Origin of the sequence: Streptomyces sp. NPDC018026 (genome assembly GCF_044327745.1) — a bacterium.
Classification (GTDB): Bacteria; Actinomycetota; Actinomycetes; order Streptomycetales; family Streptomycetaceae; genus Streptomyces; species Streptomyces rubrogriseus.
In genome coordinates this window covers 73,268-96,135 of sequence record NZ_JBIRFY010000006.1, presented here as the reverse complement: position 1 = coordinate 96,135, position 22,868 = coordinate 73,268, and the positions used below count along the sequence as shown (strand labels likewise).

The 22,868-nt window shown below is 72.5% G+C and carries 14 protein-coding genes; 5 read left to right on the top strand and 9 right to left on the bottom strand.

Annotated features, from left to right (window positions below; genetic code table 11):
* Positions 1 to 3: 3 nt before the first annotated feature.
* Together treS and ACH4D3_RS20115 are read right to left on the bottom strand one after the other, a co-directional pair.
* Positions 4 to 1,722 (bottom strand): maltose alpha-D-glucosyltransferase, encoded by a 1,719-nt coding sequence (gene treS, locus ACH4D3_RS20120; protein WP_398323751.1) that lies wholly within the window; start codon positions 1,720 to 1,722, stop codon positions 4 to 6.
* Positions 1,719 to 3,746 (bottom strand): alpha-1,4-glucan--maltose-1-phosphate maltosyltransferase, encoded by a 2,028-nt coding sequence (locus ACH4D3_RS20115; protein ID WP_398323749.1) that lies wholly within the window; start codon positions 3,744 to 3,746, stop codon positions 1,719 to 1,721. The genes treS and ACH4D3_RS20115 overlap by 4 nt, the downstream gene beginning before the upstream one ends.
* Positions 3,747 to 4,116: 370 nt before the next feature.
* Between ACH4D3_RS20115 and ACH4D3_RS20110 the strand changes: the two genes are divergently transcribed.
* Positions 4,117 to 6,735: a glycosyltransferase family 1 protein gene (locus tag ACH4D3_RS20110; RefSeq protein ID WP_398323747.1), complete on the top strand. Its 2,619-nt coding sequence runs from the start codon at positions 4,117 to 4,119 to the stop codon at positions 6,733 to 6,735.
* Positions 6,736 to 6,781: 46 nt separating this feature from the next.
* Here ACH4D3_RS20110 and ACH4D3_RS20105 read toward each other — a convergent pair whose 3' ends face one another.
* From ACH4D3_RS20105 to ACH4D3_RS20075, 7 genes are all read right to left on the bottom strand, one after another.
* Positions 6,782 to 7,291: a DUF1990 family protein gene (locus ACH4D3_RS20105; protein ID WP_398323745.1), complete on the bottom strand. Its 510-nt coding sequence runs from the start codon at positions 7,289 to 7,291 to the stop codon at positions 6,782 to 6,784.
* Positions 7,292 to 7,352: 61 nt separating this feature from the next.
* Complete coding sequence (locus ACH4D3_RS20100) at positions 7,353 to 9,002, bottom strand: M4 family metallopeptidase (RefSeq protein ID WP_398323743.1); 1,650 nt, start codon at positions 9,000 to 9,002, stop codon at positions 7,353 to 7,355.
* Between the two features lie 249 nt (positions 9,003 to 9,251).
* On the bottom strand, positions 9,252 to 11,306 hold the full coding sequence (locus ACH4D3_RS20095; RefSeq protein ID WP_398323741.1) for a M4 family metallopeptidase: 2,055 nt from the start codon (positions 11,304 to 11,306) through the stop codon (positions 9,252 to 9,254).
* 294 nt (positions 11,307 to 11,600) lie between these two features.
* Complete coding sequence (locus ACH4D3_RS20090; protein WP_398323739.1) at positions 11,601 to 13,352, bottom strand: ABC transporter ATP-binding protein; 1,752 nt, start codon at positions 13,350 to 13,352, stop codon at positions 11,601 to 11,603.
* Positions 13,349 to 15,205: an ABC transporter ATP-binding protein gene (locus ACH4D3_RS20085; protein WP_398323737.1), complete on the bottom strand. Its 1,857-nt coding sequence runs from the start codon at positions 15,203 to 15,205 to the stop codon at positions 13,349 to 13,351. Before ACH4D3_RS20085 ends, ACH4D3_RS20090 begins: the two co-directional genes overlap by 4 nt.
* The gene (locus tag ACH4D3_RS20080) at positions 15,202 to 17,091 is read right to left on the bottom strand and encodes an ABC transporter ATP-binding protein (RefSeq protein ID WP_398323735.1); all 1,890 of its coding nucleotides are present in this window, start codon (positions 17,089 to 17,091) and stop codon (positions 15,202 to 15,204) included. Before ACH4D3_RS20080 ends, ACH4D3_RS20085 begins: the two co-directional genes overlap by 4 nt.
* Positions 17,088 to 19,016, bottom strand: coding sequence for an ABC transporter ATP-binding protein (locus ACH4D3_RS20075; RefSeq protein WP_398323733.1), 1,929 nt, complete (start codon positions 19,014 to 19,016; stop codon positions 17,088 to 17,090). Before ACH4D3_RS20075 ends, ACH4D3_RS20080 begins: the two co-directional genes overlap by 4 nt.
* Before the next feature lie 193 nt (positions 19,017 to 19,209).
* Here ACH4D3_RS20075 and ACH4D3_RS20070 point away from each other — a divergent pair, with 193 nt between their 5' ends.
* The 4 genes from ACH4D3_RS20070 to ACH4D3_RS20055 all read left to right on the top strand — a co-directional run bounded on the left by ACH4D3_RS20070 (position 19,210) and on the right by ACH4D3_RS20055 (position 22,862).
* Complete coding sequence (locus ACH4D3_RS20070; RefSeq protein WP_398323731.1) at positions 19,210 to 20,112, top strand: ABC transporter ATP-binding protein; 903 nt, start codon at positions 19,210 to 19,212, stop codon at positions 20,110 to 20,112.
* Positions 20,109 to 20,858 (top strand): ABC transporter permease, encoded by a 750-nt coding sequence (locus ACH4D3_RS20065; RefSeq protein WP_398323729.1) that lies wholly within the window; start codon positions 20,109 to 20,111, stop codon positions 20,856 to 20,858. The genes ACH4D3_RS20070 and ACH4D3_RS20065 overlap by 4 nt, the downstream gene beginning before the upstream one ends.
* Before the next feature lie 26 nt (positions 20,859 to 20,884).
* Positions 20,885 to 22,138, top strand: a complete 1,254-nt coding sequence (locus tag ACH4D3_RS20060; protein ID WP_398323727.1) for a sensor histidine kinase — start codon at positions 20,885 to 20,887, stop codon at positions 22,136 to 22,138.
* Positions 22,139 to 22,217: 79 nt separating this feature from the next.
* Positions 22,218 to 22,862: a response regulator gene (locus ACH4D3_RS20055; protein ID WP_398324355.1), complete on the top strand. Its 645-nt coding sequence runs from the start codon at positions 22,218 to 22,220 to the stop codon at positions 22,860 to 22,862.
* Positions 22,863 to 22,868 lie beyond the last annotated feature (6 nt).

Sequence of the window (22,868 nt, the reverse complement as noted above, 5' to 3'; positions counted from 1 at the left end):
CCCTCAGACGGCGTCCTTGCGCAGGCGGAACCAGTAGAAGCCGTGCCCGCCCAGGGTCAGCAGGTACGGCAGGTCACCGACCGCCGGGAAGCGGACCCCGCCGAACAGCTCGACCGGATGGCGTCCGCCGAAGGCGCTGAGGTCGAGCTCCGTCGGCTGCGCGAACCGGGAGAAGTTGTGGACGCACAGCACCAGGTCGTCCCCTCCTTCCCCATTCGCGGGGGCCTCGCGCAGGAAGGCCAGGACGGCCGGGTTGGAGGACGGCAGCTCGGTGTAGGTGCCCAGGCCGAAGGCCGGGTTCTGCTTGCGGATCTCGATCATGCGCCGGGTCCAGTGCAGCAGTGAGGAGGGCGAGGCCATGGACGCCTCGACGTTCGTCACCTGGTAACCGTGGACCGGGTCCATGATCGTGGGCAGGAACAGCCGGCCCGGGTCGGACGAGGAGAAGCCCGCGTTGCGGTCCGGGGTCCACTGCATGGGGGTGCGCACGGCGTCGCGGTCGCCGAGCCAGATGTTGTCGCCCATGCCGATCTCGTCGCCGTAGTAGAGGATCGGCGAGCCGGGCAGGGACAGCAGCAGGGCGGTGAACAGCTCGATCTGGTTGCGGTCGTTGTCGAGGAGCGGGGCGAGCCTGCGGCGGATGCCGATGTTGGCGCGCATGCGCGGGTCCTTGGCGTACTCCGCGTACATGTAGTCGCGTTCCTCGTCGGTGACCATTTCCAGGGTCAGCTCGTCGTGGTTGCGCAGGAAGATGCCCCACTGGCAGCCGGACGGGATCGCGGGGGTCTTGGCGAGGATCTCGGAGACCGGGTAGCGGGACTCCCTCCTGACCGCCATGAAGATGCGGGGCATGACCGGGAAGTGGAAGGCCATGTGGCACTCGTCGCCGCCCGCGGCGTAGTCGCCGAAGTAGTCGACCACGTCCTCCGGCCACTGGTTGGCCTCGGCCAGCACCACCGTGTCCGGGTACTGCGCGTCGATCTCCTTGCGCACCCGCTTCAGGAAGTCGTGCGTGCGCGGCAGGTTCTCGCAGTTGGTGCCCTCCTCCTGGTAGAGGTAGGGCACCGCGTCCAGCCGGAACCCGTCGATGCCCAGGTCCAGCCAGAACTTGAGCCCGGCGAGCATCTCCTCCTGCACGGCCGGGTTCTCGTAGTTGAGGTCCGGCTGGTGGGAGAAGAACCGGTGCCAGTAGTACTGCTTGCGCACCGGGTCGTAGGTCCAGTTGGAGGCCTCGGTGTCGACGAAGATGATCCGCGCGTCCTGGAACTGCTTGTCGTCGTCGGCCCAGACGTAGTAGTCGCCGTAGGGGCCCTCCGGATTCCTCCGGGACTCCTGGAACCACGGGTGCTGGTCGCTGGTGTGGTTCATGACGAAGTCGATGATCACGCGCATGCCGCGCTGGTGGGCCGCGTCCACGAACTCCACGAAGTCGGCCAGGTCGCCGAACTCGGGCAGGACGGCGGTGTAGTCGGAGACGTCGTAACCGCCGTCGCGCAGCGGCGACTTGAAGAAGGGCGGGAGCCACAGGCAGTCCACGCCCAGCCATTGCAGGTAGTCCAGCTTGGCGGTCAGGCCCTTGAGATCACCGATGCCGTCGCCGTTGCTGTCCTGGAAGGAGCGGACGAGGACCTCGTAGAAGACGGCTCGTTTGAACCAGTCCGGGTCCCGGTCCTTGGCGGGGGTGTCCTGGAAGGTGTCCGGCACGGGCTCGTTGACGATCATGTGGTGGGTGACCCTCCGATCTGCGGGTGGGACGGTCGCAGAACCGTGCAGACGTGCGCGGGCGTACGGCCCGGCTCCAGGCGCACATAGTTGGCCCTGCCCCAGTGGTAGGTCTCGCCGGTCAGCTCGTCGCGGACCGGCACCGACTCGTGCCAGTCCAGGCCGAGTTGCGGCATGTCCAACGAGACCGTCGCCTCCTGGGTGTGGCGGGGGTCGAGGTTCACGACCACCAGAACCGTGTTCGACCCCTGCCGCTTCGAGTAGGCGATCACCTCTTCCTTGTCCGTGGCGTGGAAGTGCAGATCGCGCAGTTGGCGCAGGGCCGGGTGCCGGCGCCGGATGGTGTTGAGGCGGGTGAGGAGGGGGGCGATGGTGGTGCCCTCGCGGGTGGCGGTGGCCCAGTCGCGGGGGGTGAGCTGGTACTTCTCGCTGTCGAGGTATTCCTCGCTGTCCTGGCGCAGGGGGGTGTTCTCGCAGAGTTCGTAGCCGCTGTAGATGCCCCAGGTGGGGGAGAGGGTGGCGGCGAGGACGGCGCGGACCTCGAAGGCGGGGCGGCCGCCGTGCTGGAGGTAGGCGTGCAGGATGTCGGGGGTGTTGGCGAAGAGGTTGGGCCGCATGTACGCCGCAGCGTCGCCGGACAGTTCGGTGAGGTATTCGGTGAGTTCCTGTTTGGTGTTGCGCCAGGTGAAGTAGGTGTAGGACTGCTGGAAGCCGGTCTGGGCGAGGGCGGCCATCATGGCGGGGCGGGTGAAGGCCTCGGCGAGGAAGATGACGTCGGGGTCGGTGGTGTTGATGTCGGCGATGACGCGTTCCCAGAAGGCGACGGGTTTGGTGTGGGGGTTGTCGACGCGGAAGATGCGCACGCCGTGGTCCATCCAGTGGCGCAGGATCCGGACGGTTTCGGTGTGGAGGCCGTCGGGGTCGGTGTCGAAGGCGATGGGGTAGATGTCCTGGTATTTCTTGGGCGGGTTCTCGGCGTGGGCGATGGTGCCGTCGGGGCGGTGGTGGAACCACTCGGGGTGTTTGTGGACCCAGGGGTGGTCGGGGGAGCACTGGAGGGCGAAGTCGAGGGCGACTTCGAGGCCGAGTGCGGTGGCCCGGGTGACGAAGTGGTCGAAGTCGTCGAGGGTGCCGAGGGCGGGGTGGACGGTGTCGTGGCCGCCTTCGGGGGAGCCGATGGCCCAGGGGACGCCGACGTCGTCCGCGGTGGCGGAGAGGGTGTTGTTGCGGCCTTTGCGGTGGGTGGTGCCGATGGGGTGGATCGGGGGGAGGTAGACGACGTCGAAGCCCATGGCGGCGATGGCGGGCAGGCGGCGGGCGGCGGTGCGGAAGGTGCCGTGGGGCTGGGCGGGGGTGCCTTCGGAGCGGGGGAAGAACTCGTACCAGGCGCCGTAGAGGGCGCGTTCGCGTTCGACGAGCAGGGGGAGGGGGTCGGAGGAGGTGACCAGGTCCCGCAGCGGGTGACGGGCCAGGACCGCGTCCACCTGCGGCGTCAACCCCGCCGCCAGCCTGGACGCGGCCGGCCTGCTCTCGTCCCGCAGCGCGTCGGCGGCGGCCAGCAGTTCACGCCGGTCCTCGCGCCCGGGGACGCCGGCGGCGGCCCGCTCGTACAGCAGGGCGCCCTCCTCCAGGACCAGGTCCGTGTCCATGCCCGCCGGGATCTTGATCCGCGCGGCGTGCCGCCAGGTGGTGACCGGATCACCCCACGCCTCCACGGTGTACGACCACATCCCGGTCTCGCCCGCGGTGACCGTGGCGCCCCAGCGGTCGGTGCCCGGGGCCAGCTCCCGCATCGGCGTCCAGGGGCCCGGCCGGCCCCGCGGATCTCTCAGGACGACGTTGGCCCCCACCGCGTCGTGCCCCTCCCGGAACACGGTGGCGGAGACCTCGAACGACTCACCGGTGACGGCCTTGGCCGGCCTGCGCCCCCGCTGGACGACCGGACGGACGTCCAGGACGGGGATGCGCCCGACGACCGTGGCGCGCTTCGCGGAGGTGGCTGACGAGTGGTGCGTGGCGGGCATGACCGCTCCTGTCCGCGTCAACTGGGTGGGCGGATGACTGCTGGGGAGGTGGGTCCTGCGAGGTGCGTGCGGGGCGTACCGCAGGAGCCTTCCCACACTCTTCCGGTGGGCAATCCGGCACTTTGTTAACTACTCGCGCGTATGTCGACATCGCGACACACCGCGCGATCTGACCGTCGCTTTCCCGGATGCCGCTCCCGCAATCAGCGTTCGTCGCGACATGTGCAGCTTTCCTTGCGGGCCGAAGCGCCACAAGACGGCCGACGGGGAAAGATCCGGCCATATCGACACGCCGTGCGCGTCAGTTCCTGTCCGGCGCATCAGGGCGAAGGCCGCAACAAGGGACACATCGCGCGGTAACGTCGTGCGGGTGAAGGCGATCCGTCGACTGACCGTCCGTCCCGTTCTCCCCGACCCCCTCCGGCCGCTCAGTGATCTGGCCCGCAATCTGCGCTGGTCCTGGCACCCGGAGACCCGCGACCTCTTCCAGTCCGTCGACCCCGAGTGCTGGACCGCGTCCGGCCGCGACCCGGTACGGCTGCTCGGCACCGTCCGGCCCGCGCGTCTCGCGGAGCTGGCCGAGGACCGGCGCTTCCTGCGCCGGCTCACCGCGGTGGCCGACGACCTCGACCACTACATGACCGGCGACCGCTGGTACCAGGCTCAGTCCGGCCGACTCCCCGCCGCCGTGGCCTACTTCTCACCCGAGTTCGGCATCACCGCCGCCCTGCCGCAGTACTCCGGCGGCCTCGGCATCCTGGCCGGCGACCACCTCAAGGCGGCCAGCGACCTGGGGGTGCCGCTCGTCGGCGTGGGCCTGCTCTACCGGCACGGCTACTTCCGCCAGTCCCTCTCCCGGGACGGCTGGCAGCAGGAGCACTATCCCGTCCTCGACCCCCACGAGCTGCCCCTCGCGCCCCTGAAGGAGCGCGACGGCACCCCGGCGCACGTCGCCCTCGCGCTGCCCGGCGGCCGGGAGCTGCGGGCCCGCGTCTGGCTGGCCCAGGTCGGCCGGGTGCCGCTGCTGCTGCTCGACTCCGACGTCGAGGAGAACGACCCCGGCGAACGCGGCGTCACCGACCGGCTCTACGGCGGCGGCAGCGAACACCGGCTCCTCCAGGAGATGCTGCTCGGCATAGGAGGTGTCCGGGCGGTACGGACGTACTGCCGGCTCACCGGGCACGCCGCGCCGGAGGTGTTCCACACCAACGAGGGCCACGCCGGTTTCCTCGGCCTGGAGCGGATCGCCGAACTGTCCGACGAAGGGCTGGAGTTCGGCCCGGCGCTGGAGGCGGTACGGGCCGGCACCGTCTTCACCACGCACACCCCGGTCCCGGCCGGCATCGACCGCTTCGACCGCGAGCTGGTCGCCCGGCACTTCGGCCCCGACGCCGAACTCCCGCGCATCGACGCCGACCGCGTCCTCAGGCTCGGCATGGAGACCTACCCCGGCGGCGAGCCGAACCTGTTCAACATGGCCGTGATGGGTCTCAGGCTCGCCCAGCGGGCCAACGGCGTCTCCGTGCTGCACGGCGGGGTCAGCCGGGGGATGTTCGCCGGGCTGTGGCCCGGCTTCGACGCCGACGAGGTGCCGATCACCTCCGTCACCAACGGCGTGCACGCCCCGACCTGGGTGGCCCCCGAGGTGTTCCGGCTCGGCGCCCGGCAGATCGGCGTACAGCGGGCCGAGGACGCGCTGGCCGTCGGCGGCTCGGACCGCTGGGACTCGGTCGCCGACATCCCCGACCAGGACATCTGGGAGCTGCGCCGCACCCTGCGCGCCCAGCTCGTGGAGGAGGTGCGCGAGCGGCTGCGCGCCTCCTGGCGGCAGCGCGGCGCCGGAACGGCCGAGCTGGGCTGGATCGACGACGCCCTCGACCCGGACGTGCTCACCATCGGCTTCGCGCGGCGCGTCCCGTCGTACAAGCGGCTCACGCTGATGCTGCGGGACCGGGAGCGGCTCACCGAGCTGCTGCTGCATCCCGAGCGGCCGATCCAGATCGTCGTCGCGGGCAAGGCGCACCCGGCGGACGACGGCGGCAAGCGGCTGGTGCAGGAGCTGGTGCGGTTCGCGGACGACCCGCGGGTGCGGCACCGCATCGTGTTCCTGCCGGACTACGGCATGGCGATGGCGCAGAAGCTCTACCCGGGCTGCGACATCTGGCTGAACAACCCGCTGCGGCCGCTGGAGGCCTGCGGCACCTCCGGCATGAAGGCGGCGCTCAACGGCTGCCTCAACCTGTCGGTCCTCGACGGCTGGTGGGACGAGTGGTACCAGCCGGACTTCGGCTGGGCCATCCCCACCGCCGACGGCATCGGCACCGACCCGGACCGGCGCGACGCCATAGAGGCCAACGCCCTCTACGACCTGCTGGAGCAGCGGATCACCCCGCGCTTCTACGAGCGGGGCGCGAGCGGGCTGCCCGACCGGTGGCTGGAGATGGTGCGCCGGACCCTCAGCCTGCTCGGCCCGAAGGTGCTGGCCGGGCGCATGGTCCGCGACTACGTCGAGCGGCTCTACACCCCCGCCGCCGAGGCGCACCGCGCGATGGACCCGGACTCGGCGCGCGGGCTCGCCGAGTGGAAGGCGCGGGTGCGGGCGGCCTGGCCCGGGGTGAGCGTCGACCACGTGGAGACCTCCGCCGCCACCGCCAGCGCCGAACTGGGCAGCACGCTCGCGCTGCGGGTGCGGGTGAAGCTCGGCGACCTCGCGCCTCAGGACGTGGAGGTGCAGGCGGTCTCCGGCCGGGTGGACTCCGAGGACCGGATCACCGACGCGGCGAAGACGCCGCTGAAACCGGTGGGCGGACCGGACCTGGAGGGCCGCTGGGCCTACGAGGGCCCGCTCGCCCTGGACCGCACCGGCCCCTTCGGCTACACGGTCCGCGTCCTGCCCGCGCACCGGCTGCTGGCCTCCGGCGTGGAGACCGGCCTGGTCGCGGTGCCCTCGGGCGACCTGGTGGAGGCGGCGGGCCTGCTGATGCGGTGACCCCCGAGCGGCCGGGCGGCGGCGGGCCGGTGGCGACGAGGAGGGCTCAGTCCTCCTCGTCGCCACCGCTCAGCCGCCTGAGGACGGTGCCGCACCGGCGGGCGTAGGCGTGCTGGAAGGCGCGGGCCGCCGGTCCGCCGGCCTTGGCGTACCACTTGGCCGGGCGGCTGAAGGCCTGCACGGTCAGCCAGACCGTCCCGTCACCCGTGCGGTCCACCACGAAGGCCTCCTCGCCGGACTCCGGGTGGCCGGGCAGCGTGCCGTAGGCCCAGCCGGCCCGGCGCGGCTCCTCCAGGGTCCACACCACCCGGCAGGGCGCCTTGATCAGGCCGGCGAGGGTGACGGTGACGTCGACGCCGGGCGCGGCGCGCTCCGCGCCCGCCTCGATGCCGACGCCCATCTCCCGGTGCATCTCCCAGGTGAGCACGGCCTCGACCGCCCGCCGGAACACCGGTTCGCCCTCCCCGAGGCGGGTGCGTACGTGCATGGGGCGGAAGCCGGGCGGGCAGGCGCCCTGCTCGCGGGTGGCGCCGACGTCGTCGTACGTGAAGGACATGGGCACCAAGGGTAGGGCGGCACCCGGGAACCACTGGTTCCGGGTGCCGCGGTCGCGTCGGTCAGTTCACGTTGATCGCGGTCCAGGCCGCGCCCACCGTCTTGTACTCCGTGCTGTCGGCGCCGTACAGGTCGGACGCCGCGCTCAGGGTGGCCGTGCGGGCGTCGGCGTAGTCGGTCGTCGACGTCATGTACTCGGTCAGCGCCTTGTACCAGATCTGCAGGGCCTTGGCGCGGCCGATGCCGGTGACGGTGGAGCCGTCGTGGGTCGGCGAGTCGTAGTCCACCCCGTCGACCGTCCGCGCCCCGCTGCCCTCGGACAGCAGGAAGAAGAAGTGGTTGGCCGGACCGGACGAGTAGTGCACGTCGACGCCGCCGAGACCGGAGTCCCAGTAGTCCTTGGACGCGCCGTCCTTGCTCGGCTCGTCCATGTAGCGCAGCGGGGTGCCGTCGCCGTTGATGTCGATCTGCTCGCCGATGAGGTAGTCGCCCTTGTCGGCGGAGCTGTTCGCGAAGTACTCCACGCCGGTGCCGAAGATGTCCGACGTCGCCTCGTTGAGGCCGCCGGACTCGCCGCTGTACTCGAGTCCCGCGGTGTTGGAGGTGACGCCGTGGCTCATCTCGTGCCCGGCCACGTCCAGCGAGGTCAGCGGGTTGGTGTTGCCCGTGCCGTCGCCGTAGGTCATGCAGAAGCAGCTGTCCGACCAGAAGGCGTTGACGTAGTTGCTGCCGTAGTGGACGCGGGAGTAGGCCGCCTTGCCGTCGTTCTTGATGCCGCTGCGGCCGAAACTCTCCTTGTAGAAGTCCCAGGTGACCTGGGCGCCGTAGGCGGCGTCGACGGCGGCGGTCTGGTCCTGCGGGTCGCTGGAGGCGGCGCCGGTGCCCCAGGTGTCGTCGGCGTCGGTGAACAGCGTGCCGGTGCCGGAGGTCTTGCGGGCCAGGTTGTACGTCTTGTGGCCGCCGCGCCCGGTGTCGTAGAGCTGGTACGAGGAGCCCGACTTGGTGGTGCCGAGTTCGACCGTGCCCGAGTACAGGCTCTTGCCGGAGCCGGTCTCGATGCCCTGGTACTCGTACAGCTTGGCGCCGGTGGCGGCGTCGGTGACGACGTGCAGCTCGTTCGGGGTGCCGTCGTCCTGGAGGCCGCCGACCACGGTCTCGTAGGCGAGCACCGGCTTGCCCTGGGCGGCCCAGATCACCTTGCGGGGCGCGGAGTCGGCCGCGGTCCTCGACGATCCGGCGTCCTCGGCGGCGGACAGCGCCTGCTGCTCGGCCTTGGCCGCCTTCACCTTCGGGGTGACGGTGGCCACCTTGATGGCGGCCTTGGTCGCCTTGGTGACGCCCCTGGTGGCGCCGGACTCCGAGCGGTGCACGACGAGGTCGCCGCCGAGGACGGGCAGGCCGTCGTAGGTGCGCTCGTAGCGGGTGTGCACGGAGCCGTCGCGGTCCTTGACCACGTCCTTGACGACCAGCTTCTCCTTGGCGCCGAGGCCCAGCGCCCGGGCGGTTCCGGCCGCGCCGGCCTGCTGCTCCTGTATGAGCGCGCTGCGGGCGGTGCCCGACAGCAGGACGGGCGCGCCCGGGAGCGCCGACGGGGCGGTGCTGTCGGCGGCGGCGTTGCCCGCGGTCAGGCCGGTGGTGAGCATCGCTCCGGCGGCGACCGCGGTGGCGAGGGCCAGCGTGGTGCGCTTGTGGCGCGCGAAGAGGGAAGACACACAAGCTCCTTCGGTGGGGGGATCCGGACGGTGTGGGGTGTCCGGCCGGTTACTGCGAAGTTGTGCTGTGGGTGACGGAAGACTGACACCGAAGGCGCGTACATGTCAGGAGGGCGCGATGATGTTGGCCGAAAACCGACGGCCGGTGTGTGGTGCGGGAATGTGAAGGACATGGGGAGGGCGCCGCCCCGGAGGATTCGAACCTCCGAAGCGGCGCCCTGACTTGGGGTGGTGCGCCCGCGGGCCGGCCTACGGGAAGGTGAGCCGCCAGGCGTCGATGTAGCCGGTGTCCGCCGGACCCTGGTCCTGGACGCGCAGCTTCCAGGTGCCGTTGGCCGTTTCGGAGGAGGCGTTCACCGTGTAGGTCTCGTGCACGTCCTGAGCCGGGTCGTAGCCGCTGTTCTTCAGGCGGTACGTCGACCCGTCGGGCGCGACCAGGTCGATCTGGAGGTCACCGCGCCAGCTGTGCACGATGTCCACGCCCACCTGGAGGTTGCTCGGCGCCCTGCCGGTGCGACCGGAGACCGTGAGCGACGAGGTGACCGCGGAGCCGTAGTCGGGGATGTTCACGTTCGTGTCACTCTCGAACGTGGTGCCGTCCCCGGGGTCGCCGCCGTCGCCGGGCCGCGAGCCGACGTTGATGCCCGCCCACGCGTTCGCCACCGCGGTGTACTCGGCGCTGTCGGTGCCGTACAGCTCACCGGCCGCCGCGAGGGTGCCGGTGCGGGCGCCCGCGTAGTTGGTGGTCGACGTGAACTTGGTGGTCAGCGCGCGGAACCAGATCTTCTCCGCCTTGGCGCGGCCTATGCCGGTCACCGGGAGGCCGTCCGAGGTGGGCGAGTTGTACGTGACACCGTTGATGGTCTTGGTGCCGCTGCCCTCGCTCAGCAGGTAGAAGAAGTGGTTGGCCGGGCCCGACGAGTAGTGCACGTCGGAGTTGCCGATGCCCGAGAACCAGTCGTCGTAGGACGCGCCGTCCTTGCTGGGCTTGTCCATGTAGCGCAGCGGGGTGCCGTCGCCGTTGATGTCGATCTCCTCGCCGATGAGGTAGTCACCGACGTCCTCGGAGTTGTTGGCGTAGAACTCGACCGACGTGCCGAAGATGTCGGACGTGGCCTCGTTCAGACCGCCGGACTCGCCGCTGTAGTTGAGTCCCGCGGTGTTGGACGTGACGCCGTGGGTCATCTCGTGCCCGGCCACGTCGATGGCGGTCAGCGGGTTGGCGTTGCCCGAGCCGTCGCCGTAGGTCATGCAGAAGCAGCTGTCGGACCAGAAGGCGTTGACGTAGTTGTTGCCGTAGTGGACCCGGCTGTACGCGGCCACACCGTCGCCGCGGATGCCCGAGCGGCCGTGCACGTTCTTGTAGTAGTCCCAGGTCAGCGCGGCCCCGTAGTGCGCGTCGGCGCCGGCGGTCTCCGGGTCGGAGGAGCTGCCGTTGCCCCACACGTCGTCGGAGGCGGTGAACAGCGAACCGGTGCCCGAGGTCCGGCCGTTCAGGTTGTACGTCTTGTGGCTGCCGCGCGCGGTGTCGGTCAGTGTGTACGACGACCCGGACTGCGCGGTGCCCAGCGTCACGGTGCCGCTGTACGTGGTGTGACCGGTGCCGTTCTCGATGCCCTGGTACTCGTACAGCTTGGCGCCGGTGGCGGCGTCGGTGACGACGTGCAGCTCGTTCGGGGTGCCGTCCTCCTGGAGGCCGCCCACGACCGTCTCGTACGCCAGGACCGGTGTGCCGTTCGCCGCCCAGATCACCTTGCGCGGGGCGCGGTTCGCGTCCGGCTGCTCGGCACCGGCGGCCTTCGCGGCGGACACCGCCTGGGACTCCGCCTTGGCGGCGGAGATCTTCGGCGTCACGGTGGCCGGCCTGAGCGCCTTCGCCGTGGCCTTCACGACCTGCTCGGTCTTCCCCGCGTCCGTGGCCACCACGAGGTCGCCGCCGAGGACGGGCAGGCCGTCGTAGGTGCGCTCGTAGCGGGTGTGCAGGGTGCCGTCGCGGTCCTTGGCCACGTCCCGGACGACCAGCTTCTCCTTGGCGCCCAGGCCCAGTTCGTCGGCGGTCTTCGCCTTGGTGGCGTTGGCGTCGCGGATCAGCTCTGCGCGCTGGGCCGGGCTGAGCTTCACCAGCTCGTTGCCCTTCGCGGGCGACGGGTCGGGGGCCGCGGTGGCGGTGCCGGACTGGACCGCCGTGGCGATCAGCGCGGCGACGCCGGCCAGCGCGACGGCCGCGGCGCGACGGTGCGCGGTACGGCGCGAGGCGTGGGAGGTGGTGTGGGAGGTGCGTCTGTGGGGAGTACTGCTGCTCAACACTGACTCCTTCTGCGTGGCCACGGGTCGCGCGGCCAGGGGAGACCGGCCGGCGGGTGGCCGGCCGGGCGGAACTGTGCGGTACGCAGAAACCTGGTGCTATGAGCCGGCCACGGCACAGCGCTCGTGGGGAAGCTGTGGGGGCACTGTGAAGGGGCCGACGGAAGAGTGGCAGGAGAAAGCGCTACTTGTCAGGAGCGCGTCAGCAAGTTGGCTGGAAATGGTTCGTTGACCGGGCGTTCACGTTCGATAAACGGAATCGTTGCCGTCCGGGTCCGGTTACTGTCCGGTCAGTCAGTAACCGGCGGACGGCTCCCCGTGCCAGGAGCCCCACAGGGCCGCGTACGCCCCGCCCGCCGCCACCAGCTCGTCGTGCGTGCCCAGCTCGGTCAGCAGGCCGTCCTCCATCACCGCCACCCGGTCCGCGTCGTGCGCGGTGTGCAGGCGGTGCGCGATGGCGATGACCGTACGGCCCTTCAGCACGGCCGCCAGCGCCCGCTCCGTGTGCCGGGCCGTCGTCGGGTCCAGCAGGGCCGTGGCCTCGTCCAGGATCAGGGTGTGCGGGTCGGCCAGCGCCACCCGGGCCAGGGCGAGTTGCTGGGCCTGCGAGCCGTCCGTCGAGTGTCCCTTCGCGCCCAGCTCGGCGCCGAGGCCCCCGGGCAGCTCCCGCACCCAGGCCTCGGCACCCACCGCGGCCAGCGCGGCCCACAACTCCTCGTCCGCGGCCGTCGGCTCGGCGATCAGGAGATTGTCGCGGACCGTCCCCAGGAACACATGGTGCTCCTGGGTGACCAGCACCACCTGACGGCGCAGCCGCTCCGGACCCAGGGCGACCACCGGCACCCCGCCCACCGTCACCGAACCCTCCGTCGGCGCGTCGACGCCCGCGAGGAGCCGGCTCAGCGTCGTCTTGCCCGCCCCCGACGGCCCGACGACCGCCAGCCGCTCACCCGGCCGCACGGTGAGGTCCACCCCGCGCAGCACCTCCCCGCCCCGGTCGTAGGCGTAGCGCACCCCGGACACGTCGATACGGTCGCCGTCCGGAACCGCCGACTCGTCCGCCGTCGCCCGCGGGGCCCGTGCCAGCCCCTCAACCCGGGCGAACGAGGCGGCACCGGCCTGCAGCTGCTCGACCCGCATCAGCACCTCGTCGAGCGGCCCCGCCAGCTGCTGGAGATACACGGCGCAGGACACCACCGCCCCGAGGCTCGCCGACCCGTGCGCGTGCAGGACCCCGCCGAGCAGCAGCACGCCCGCCACGGGCAGGACGTAGGAGATGTCCACCGCCGGGAAGAACACACTGCGCAGGAACAGCGTCCGCAACCGGGTGCGCAGCGAGACCTCCAGCGCCCCGCGGTTCGTCGCCACGCGCCGCCCGGCCAGCCCGAACGCCTCGACGGTGCGGGCCCCCGCCACCGTGGCCGCCAGGCTCTCCGCGACGTCCGAGTTGGCCGCGCCCTCGGCGAGGTAGGCGGCCCGCGCCCGGCGCAGGTACCAGCGCAGCGCGAGCCAGGCCGGCGTCAGCCCCAGCACCCCGGCCAGGCCGAGCAGCGGGTCGAGCACGAACACCGCTGCGGTGAGGAACAGCGCCTGCACCGCGTTGACCAGCAGCTCGGGACCGGCGTCGCGCAGCGTCGTGCCGACGGCGGTCACGTCCGCGGTGCCGCGCGTCGTCAGGTCCCCGGACCCCGCCCGCTCCACGACCGACGCGGGCAGCGCCAGCGCCCGCTCCACGTACCGCTCCCGCACCCGGGCGAGCGTCCGCTCCCCGAACCGGTGCCCCACGTACCGCGCCCAGCGGGCCAGCAGCAACTGCGCCAGCGAGCACAACAGGATGGCGAGGGCCATCCGGTCCACGGCGCCGACCCCGCCCCCGCCCCGCACCTCGTCGACGATCCGGCCCAGCAGCCACGGACCCGCCAGGCCGGCCAGCGCGGCCAGCGCGTTGAGACCCAGGACGACCGCGAAGGACCTCCGGTCGGATCGCACGAGACCGGCCGCCGCGCGGCGGACGTCGGCGCGCTCGGCGACGGGCAGCTGTGTCATCGGGCCGGTGCCCCTTCCTCGGCGACCTCGGTGTCCTCGTCGTCCCGCGCGACCAGGGCGCGGTACGCGGGTTCGGAGTCCAGGAGTTCGCGGTGCGTGCCGGTGGCCGTGACCTTGCCGTCGACCAGGTGGTGCACGACGTCCGCGCGGGCGAGGAGCAGGGGCGAGGTGGCGGCGAGGACGGTGGTGCGGCCTCGGCGGGCCTGCTTGAGGCGGTCGGCCACGGTGGCTTCCGTGTGGGCGTCCAGGGCGGAGGTGGGTTCCGCGGCGAGGAGGACTTCGGGGTCGGTCAGGAGGGCGCGGGTGAGGCGGATGCGTTGGCGTTGTCCGCCGGACAGGTCGCGGGCCTGGGCCGCGATCTGGGTTCTCAGTCCGTCTGGGAGGGCGCGGATGATGTCTTCGGCGGCGGCGGTGCGGATGGCCGCGGTGAGTTTCGCTGTCTCGTCTGCCCCAGGCGGTGGTTTCGCGGCTGCGGGTGCCTCGTGGCTTGTCGCGCAGTTCCCCGCGCCCCTGAGGGGCGTTTCCTCATCGCCGATCACAGCGCTCAGGGTGCCCGCGCCCCTGAGGTTGGCTTCTGCAACGCCTATTACGTCGTGCAGGGTGCCTGCGAAGAGGTCGGCTTCCGGGTCGGCGAGCAGGAGGCGGGTGCGGATTTGGGGGAGGGAGATGTCCGCCAGGGGGATGTCTCCCCAGGTCGCGTCCGACGGGGTGTAGCGGGCCAGGCGGTCCAGGATGTCGGTGGCGTCGGACGGGCGGGGCGTGACCAGGGCGGTCAGACGGCCGGGGGTGATCCGGACGCCCGAGGCCGGGTCGTGGAGTACCGACGGTTCCGCGGGGGCGTCCCGGGTGCCGTCGTCCGGGGCCGGTTCCAGGCGCAGGAAGGCGACGACGCGGCGGGCGGCCACCACGCCGCGGCTGAGCTGGTGGCCCATCTCGATCAGGAACGCCACCGGCCAGCCCAGCGCGACGACGTAGCCGTACACCGACACCAGTTCGCCCACACTGATGTGACCCTGCGCGGCCTGCCGGGCGCCCAGCCAGGTCACCAGGGCCAGGAACAGCATCGGCAGCCCCACCCCGAGGGCCTGGATCCAGCTGGTCACCGCCCCGACCCGGTACCCCTGCTCGCGCAGCCGGCCCGAGTCCCGCCGGAAGGCGTCCGCGACCAGGCCCTTGCCGCCCAGCCCGTTCAGCACCCGCAGCCCGCCCGCGAGGTCGCCGATCCGCGCGGTCAGGACGGACTGCCGCTCCCGGTACTCCGCCTCCCTGCCCTGCAGCCGTCCCATGAGCGGACCGAGGAGCACCCCGAGCACCGGGACCCCGATCAGCACCACCAGCGCGAGCCGGGTCGACACGGACAGCATCAGCCCGCCGACCGCCGCGTAGGCGACGACCGCGCCGACGCCCGGCCCCACGGCCGTCAGGGAGGTGCTGATGGTCTGCACGTCGCCGACCCCGATGGTGACGACCTCGCCGGTACCCACCTGCCCGCGCAGCGCCGCGCCGAGCCGCGTGGCGTGCCCGACGACCACCTTGACCGTGCGGAAGTTGGCGTCCATCCGCACCTTCGTCATCGTGCGGTGCCGCATCATGCCCAGCCACGCGTTGACCCCGCCGACGGCGACCATGGCGCCCGTCCAGCCCGCCAGCGCGCCCATGTCCCCGGGCTCCAGACCGTGGTCGACGGCCCGGGCCATCAGATACGGCGTCGCCGCCAGCAGCACCATCCAGACACTGGCGAGCACCGCCCCCGCCAGGCACCGGGGCCACTGCCGCCGCACCAGCCACGCCAGGTACCGCCAGCCGCCCCGGCGGTCCGGAGTACCGGGGTCCTCGTACGCGTCGATCCTCACGCCAGACTGTCCCGCCACGCCCGGTGCAGATCCGCGAACCGGCCCGTACCGGCGATCAGTTCGTCCGGGGCGCCGTCCTCGACGATCCGGCCGTGCTCCATCACCAGCACCCGGTCGGCGATCTCCACCGTGGAGAGCCGGTGCGCGATCACGACCGCCGTGCGGCCCTTCAGCACCGTCGTCATCGCCCGCTGCACCGCCTGCTCCCCGGGGATGTCCAGCGAACTGGTCGCCTCGTCCAGGATCAGCACAGCCGGGTCCGCGAGCAGCGCCCGCGCGAACGCCACGAGCTGCCGCTGACCGGCGGAGATACGGCCGCCCCGCTTGCGTACGTCGGTGTCGTAGCCGTCCGGCAGCGCGGCGACGAAGTCGTGGGCGCCGATCGCCTTCGCCGCCCGCTCGATCTCCTCCCGCGTCGCCTCGGGACGGCCGATGGCGATGTTGTCGGCGACCGTGCCGGAGAACAGGAACGCCTCCTGCGTCACCATCACCACCCCGCGCCGCAGCTCGGGCACGGCCAGCTCGCGCAGGTCGGTGCCGTCCAGCAGGACCCGCCCGGCGGAGGGGTCGTAGAACCGGGCGAGCAGCTTGGCCAGCGTCGACTTGCCCGCGCCGGTGGAGCCCACGACGGCGACCGTCTGACCGGCCGGGAGCGTCAGCTCGAAGCGCGGCAGCACCTCGCCGCCGGTGCGGTAGCCGAAGCTCACCGCGTCGAAGACGACCTCGCGGCCGGGGTGCTCCGACTCCAGCGGCGGCAGCTCCTTCGGCGCGGCCGGCTCCGGCACCGACGGGGTCTGGGCCAGCAGCCCGGCGATCTTCTCCAGCGAGGCGGCCGCCGACTGGTACGAGTTCAGGAACATGCCCAGCCGGTCGATCGGGTCGTACAGGCGGCGCAGGTACAGCACCGCCGCGGCCAGCACACCGAGCGCCAGCGTGCCGTCCGCGACCCGGTAGGCGCCCCACAGCACGATCCCCGCGACGGCCGTGTTCGCCACCAGGCGGGAACCCACCACGTAACGGGCCATCTCCAGCAGCGCATCGCCGTTGGTCCGCTCGTGGCGGTGGTTCAGCACCGCGAAGTCGGCGTCGTTGGCGGCCTCGCGGCGGAAGGCGCGCACCGGCCGGATGCCGTTCATCGTCTCCACGAACTTCACGATCACCGCCGCGATCGCCGTGGACCGCTGCCGGTACACCCGCCCCGCGCGCCGCTGGTAGAGCCGCACCAGCGCGTACAGCGGCACGAACGACGCCACCGCCACGGCGCCGAGACCGAGGTCCAGCCAGAGCAGCAGTGCGGCGATGTAGACGAAGGACAGGATGACCGTCACCAGCTCCTGGAGCCCCTCGTCGAGCAGCTCGCGCAGGGACTCCACGTCCGTGGTGGAGCGCGAGATGAGGCGGCCCGAGGTGTAGCGCTCGTGGAAGTCGACGCTCAGCGCCTGTGCGTGCCGGAAGATGCGCCCGCGCAGGTCGAGCAGCACGTCCTGGCTGACGCGGGCCGCCGCCGCGACGAAGGCGTACTGGAGTCCGCCCGCCGCCAGCGAGCACAGCAGGTAGCCGGCGCCCACCGCGATCAGCGGGCCGTGGTCGTCGTCCCGCAGGGCCGGCACAGCGTGGTCGATGGCGTACGCCACCAGCAGCGGGCCCGCCTGCACGGCCGCCTGCTGGAGCAGCAGGAGGAGGACGGTGAGGGCGACCCGGGCCTTCATGGGCACCAGCAGGGAGCGCAGCAGGGCGCCGGTCGCGCCGGGCGGGCTGGGCAGGACGTCCCGGTCGAACGAGTCGTCGTCGGCGGCGGAGGTGCGGGTCCCCGCCTCGACGGGGCCCCCGTGCTCCGGGTCCTGGGGCTGTTCCCTGCCCGGCGCGGTGGCCGTGGGCGCGGTCATCGGCCGTTTCCTTCCTGGGGTGCCTCGTCGGTCTCGTGCCCGTCGAGTCCGGACATCAGATGGGCGTACTCGGGGCTGGTGCGCAGCAGTTCGTGATGGGTGCCGACGGCGGTGATGCGGCCCTCGGAGAGCAGGGCGACGCGGTCGGCGAGCAGGACGGTGGAGGGGCGGTGGGCCACGATCAGCGCGGTGGTGTCGGCGAGGACCTGCCGCAGGGCGGCCTCCACGGCGGCCTCCGTGTGCACGTCCAGCGCGGACAGCGGGTCGTCCAGGACGAGGAACCTCGGCCTGCCCACCACGGCCCGCGCGAGCGCGAGGCGCTGACGCTGGCCGCCGGAGAGGCTGAGGCCCTGCTCACCGACCTGGGTGCCGGTGCCCTGGGGGAGCGCGTGCGCGAAGTCGGCCTGCGCGACGGCGAGCGCGCGGTCCAGCGCCTCGTCGTCGGCGCCCTCACCCGCACCCATCAGCACGTTCTCACCGACGGTGGCCGAGAAGAGGGTGGGCTCCTCGAAGGCCACGGCGACCATCGAGCGCAGCTCCTCGCGGGACAGGGCGGTGATGTCCTCGCCGTCCAGCGTGATCCGGCCCTCGGTCACCTCGTGCAGGCGCGGGACGAGCGCGGTCAGCGTCGTCTTGCCGCTGCCGGTGGCGCCGACCAGGGCCATGGACTCGCCGGGGTGGATGTGCAGGTCGACGTCCGTCAGGAGGGGCGGGGAGTCGGGGGCGGCGTCGGGATAACGGAACCGCACGTGCTCGAACCGGAGGCCTTGAGGCCGACCGGCGTTGGTGCTGGCCTCGGGGAGGGGGCGCGGCCCGGCGTTGCGGGGTGCCGCTGCGCCCACCCGTGCCGCCCCAGCGGCACGACTGCCCGCAGCTGGGTCCGACTCGACCTCCGCGTCCATCACCTCGAAGTACCGGTCCGTGGCCGTCGCCGCCTCCTGGCTCATCGCCAGCAGGAAGCCGATGGACTCCACCGGCCACCGCAGCGCCAGCGCCGTGGACAGGAACGCCACCAGCGTCCCCGCCGACAGCGCCCCGTCCGCCACCTGGACGGCGCCGACCACCAGCGCCGCCCCGATCGCCACCTCGGGCAGCGTCACGATGACCGCCCAGATGGCCGCCAGCAGCCGCGCCTTGCGCAGCTCCGTGCCCCGCAGCGTGTGCGACAGCTCGTGGAAGGCGCGGGCCTGGCTGCGGTGCCGGCCGAAGCCCTTGATGATCCGGATGCCGAGCACGCTCTCCTCGACCACGGTCGTCAGATCCCCGACCTGGTCCTGCGCGCGCCGCGCCACCGCGGAGTACTTCCTCTCGAAGATCCCGCAGGTGATCATCACCGGGATGGCGGGCCCGAGGATGACCAGCCCGAGGGTCCAGTCCTGGACCAGCATGATGCCCACGCCGACCAGGATCGTCACGCCGTTGACCAGCAGGAACGTCAGCGGGAAGGCGAGGAACATGCGGAGCAGCATCAGATCGGTCGTCCCGCGCGACAGCAACTGCCCCGAGGCCCAGCGGTCGTGGAAGGCCACCGGCAGTCGCTGCAGATGCCGGTAGAGATCCGCCCGCATGCCCGCCTCGACGCCCGCCAGCGGTCTGGCCACCAGCCAGCGCCGCAGCCCGAACAGCAGCGCCTCCGCCAGCCCGAGGAGGAGCAGGTACAGCGCCCCGAGCCACACGCCCGCCGGATCACCGTCGGCGACCGGCCCGTCCACCATCCACTTCAGGACCAGCGGGATCACCAGACCCACGCAGGACGCGAGGATCGCTATCACCGCGGCCGTCCCCAACCGCGCGCGCACCGGTCGCACATAGGGCCACAGCCGCAGCAGGGCACGTACGGTGGAACGCTTCTCGGCAGCGTCCGGCGCGGGGTCCGGGGCGGCGTCCGGGGCGAGATCCGTGGCGGGGGCAGGTTTCGTGGGCATCAGCAGCGAGCCTACGGTTTGCCACTGACACTGCCCACCGAGTTTTCGAGCCCGCCCGGGGTCGTACGGAAGCCCCGCCGGGGTCGTACGGGAGCCCCGCGGGGGTCGTACCGGCGCATCGGCCGATCGGCTGATGCGCCTTCGAGCGCGTCGGCCGATGTGCCGGACCCCCGCCCGCCGGGACGCTGGTGCCATGCCCGTCATCGAAGTCACCGACCTGCGCAAGTCCTACGGCGGCCGCCCCGTCGTCGACGGTGTGTCCTTCGCCGTCGAGGAGGGCGAGATCTTCGGCGTCCTCGGCCCCAACGGCGCCGGCAAGACCACCACCGTCGAGTGCGTCGAGGGACTGCGCGTCCCCGACGCCGGCCGGGTGCGGGTCACCGGGCTCGACCCCGTCGCCGACCACCGGCGGGTCGCCGAGGTCCTCGGCGCCCAGCTCCAGCAGAGCGAGATCCAGCCCAAGCTCACCGTCCGCGAGGCCCTGGAGCTGTACGCCGCCTTCTACCCGAAGCCCGCCGACTGGCGCCCGCTCGCCGAGCGCCTCGACCTCGTCCCGATGCTGGACACCCGGTTCGGCAAGCTCTCCGGTGGCCAGAAGCAGCGCCTGTTCATCGCGCTGGCCCTGGTCGGCGGCCCGCGCGTCGTCGTCCTGGACGAGCTGACCACCGGTCTCGATCCGCGTGCCCGCCGGGAGGCCTGGCAGCTCATCGAGGACATCCGCGCGGGCGGCGTCACCGTCCTGCTGGTCACCCACTTCATGGAGGAGGCGCAGCGGCTGTGCGACCGGATCGCGGTGATCGACCGGGGCCGTGTCGCCGCGCTGGACACCCCGGCCGGACTGATCCGGCGCTCGACCGGCGCCACCGTCATCAGTTTCACCCCGTCCGCGCCGCTGGACGAGGCCGACCTGCGCGCGCTGCCGGAGCTCGCCTCCGTCGAGTTCAGGGACGGCCGCGTCACCCTGTCCGGCACGGACGAGACGGTCAACGCCGTCATCACCCTGCTCTCCCGCACCCGCGTCACCGCGCACCAGCTCCGGGTCACCGACACCACGCTGGACGACGCCTTCCTGGACCTGACGGAGGCCACCGCATGACCACCGACGTCTTCGACACCGCCGTACTGAGGACCGAGCTGCGCCTGTTCCGCCGCGAACCCGGCGCCCTGTTCTGGATGCTGGTGTTCCCGACCCTGCTGCTGGTGATCCTCGGTTCCATCCCGTCCTTCCGCGAGGCCGACCCCTCGTTCGGCGGACTGCGCCCGGTCGACGCCTACGTGCCGGTGGCCGTGCTGCTCGGGCTGACCGTCGGCGGCCTCCAGGGCATGCCGCAGGTCCTCACCGGCTACCGGGAGCGGGGCATCCTGCGCCGGATGTCCGCCACCCCGGTGCGCCCGGCGGCGCTGCTGTCCGCCCAGATGGTGGTGTGCGGCGCGGCCGCCCTGGTCTCGGCGCTGCTGGCGCTCGCCGTCGGACGGCTCGCCTTCGACGTGGGCCTGCCCGGGCAGCCCCTGGGCTACCTCCTGGCGCTGCTGCTCGCCGTGGTGGCCGCGCTCTCCCTGGGCGCCGTGCTCTCGGCGCTCTCCCGCACCACGAAGATCGCCGGTGCGATCGGGTCGGCCGCGCTCTTCCCGGCGATGTTCTGCGCGGGTGTGTGGCTGCCGGTGCAGGCCATGCCGGACCTGCTGGCCCGGGTCGTGGGCTGGACCCCGTTCGGCGCGGCCGCGCAGGCACTCAACGAGGCGGCGGCGGGGGACTGGCCGGACTGGTCCCACCTGGCGGTGCCGGCGGCCTGGACGGTGCTGCTCACGTCGGCGGCCTCGCGCTGGTTCCGCTGGGAATGAACCTGCCGATGGCCGACACTGGCCCGATGACCGAAGCGGGTGCCGTCGAGCGCCAGTGGACGGCGTTCCACCGGTGGGGGCCGTACGGCCTGCTCGCCGTCGGCACGGCCGTCGCCGCGGCCGCCTCCGACCTGGTCGGCATGACCGCGCCCCAGTGGTACCTGGCGGCCGCCCTGATCGCGGTCGCGGTCGGCACGCAGCTGTGGTGGACGAGAACGGCCCGCACCCGCCCCGGGCCGAACCCGGTGAGCGTGTGCCTCTACTTCGTGCGCTGCGCCGTCGCCTTCGTGCTGGCCTGGCTCAATCCGCTCTTCGGCTTCTACGCCTACGCCGGGTACTTCGGGGTGGACCGGCTGCTGCCGCCCCGGCTGCTCAAGACGGGACTGTTCCTGACGGCGGTGACGATCGCGGGCTCGCAGTCGGGCGGGATGCCGCCGGACGACACCACGGGGTGGATGCTGTTCGGCGCGATCCTCGCGGTCAACGTCGTACTCCTCGTGGTGTTCGCCCGCCTCGCCGAGACGGAGGAGGCCCGCAGCCGCGCCCGGGTCCGGACCATCGCCGAGCTGGAGCGCACCAACACCGCGCTCCAGCAGGCCCTCGACGAGAACGCCGCCCTCCACGCCCAGCTCCTCGTCCAGGCCCGGGAGGCCGGGGTGGCCGACGAGCGCAGACGGCTGGCCGCCGAGATCCACGACACCCTGGCCCAGGGCCTGACCGGCATCATCGCCCAGCTCCAGGTCGTGGCGGCCGCCCCGGACCCGGCACTGGGCCGGGAGCACCTGGACCGGGCCCTCGCCCTGGCCCGGCACAGCCTCGGCGAGGCCCGCCGCTCCGTGCACAACCTCTCGCCGGTCGCGCTGGCCGACGACGGACTGCCGGACGCACTGAAGAAGACGGTGACGGAGTGGGGCGGACGCACCGGCGTACAGGCCCGGTTCACCGTCACCGGCACCGCCGAGCACCTGCACGACGAGGTCGCCGCCACGCTGCTGCGCATCGCCCAGGAGGCCCTGTCCAACACGGCCCGGCACGCGGCCGCCGACCGGGTGGGCGTCACCCTCTCCTACATGGGCGACGAGGTCACCCTCGACATCCGCGACGACGGCCGGGGCTTCGACCCGCTGACCGCGCGGGAGCGCACCCCCGGCGGCGGCTTCGGTCTCGACGGCATGCGGGCCCGCGCCGAGCGCATCGCCGGTTCGCTCACCGTCGAGGCGGAGCCGGGGCACGGCACCGCCGTCTCGGCTCGCGTACCGTTGGTACGCCATGACCGATGACGAAGCGACCGCCGCCGCGCGGGCCGACGACGCCGTGAACGATGACGCCGTGACCGATGACGCCGTGACCGAGGAGGCCGTGACCGACGACGCCGTGATCTCCCTGCTCGTCGTCGACGACCACCCCGTGGTCCGCGACGGCCTGCGCGGCATGTTCGAGTCCGCGCCCGGCTTCCGCGTCCTCGGCGAGGCGGCGGGCGGCGCCGAGGCGCTCGAACGGGCCGCCGCGCTCGACCCCGACGTGATCCTCATGGACCTGCGGATGCCGGGCGGTTCGGGCGTGGACGCCATCCGGGAGCTGACGCGGCGCGGCGCCCGCGCGAGGGTGCTCGTGCTCACCACGTACGACACCGACTCCGACACCCTGCCCGCGATCGAGGCCGGCGCGACCGGCTACCTCCTCAAGGACGCGCCCCGCGACGACCTGTTCACCGCGGTCCGCGCGGCGGCCCGGGGGCGCACGGTCCTGTCCCCGGCGGTCGCCTCCCGCCTGGTCTCCGCCGTCCGCGCCCCGAAGACCCCCGGCGCCGAGCCCCTCTCCGCCCGCGAGCGCGAGGTGCTCGCGCTGGTGGCGCGCGGCACCTCCAACAAGGAGATCGCCCGGGAGCTGTTCATCAGCGAGGCGACCGTGAAGACCCACCTCACCCACCTCTACGCCAAGCTGGGCGTCAACGACCGGGCGGCGGCCGTCGCGACGGCGTACGACCGGGGCATCCTCGGCTGACCGGGC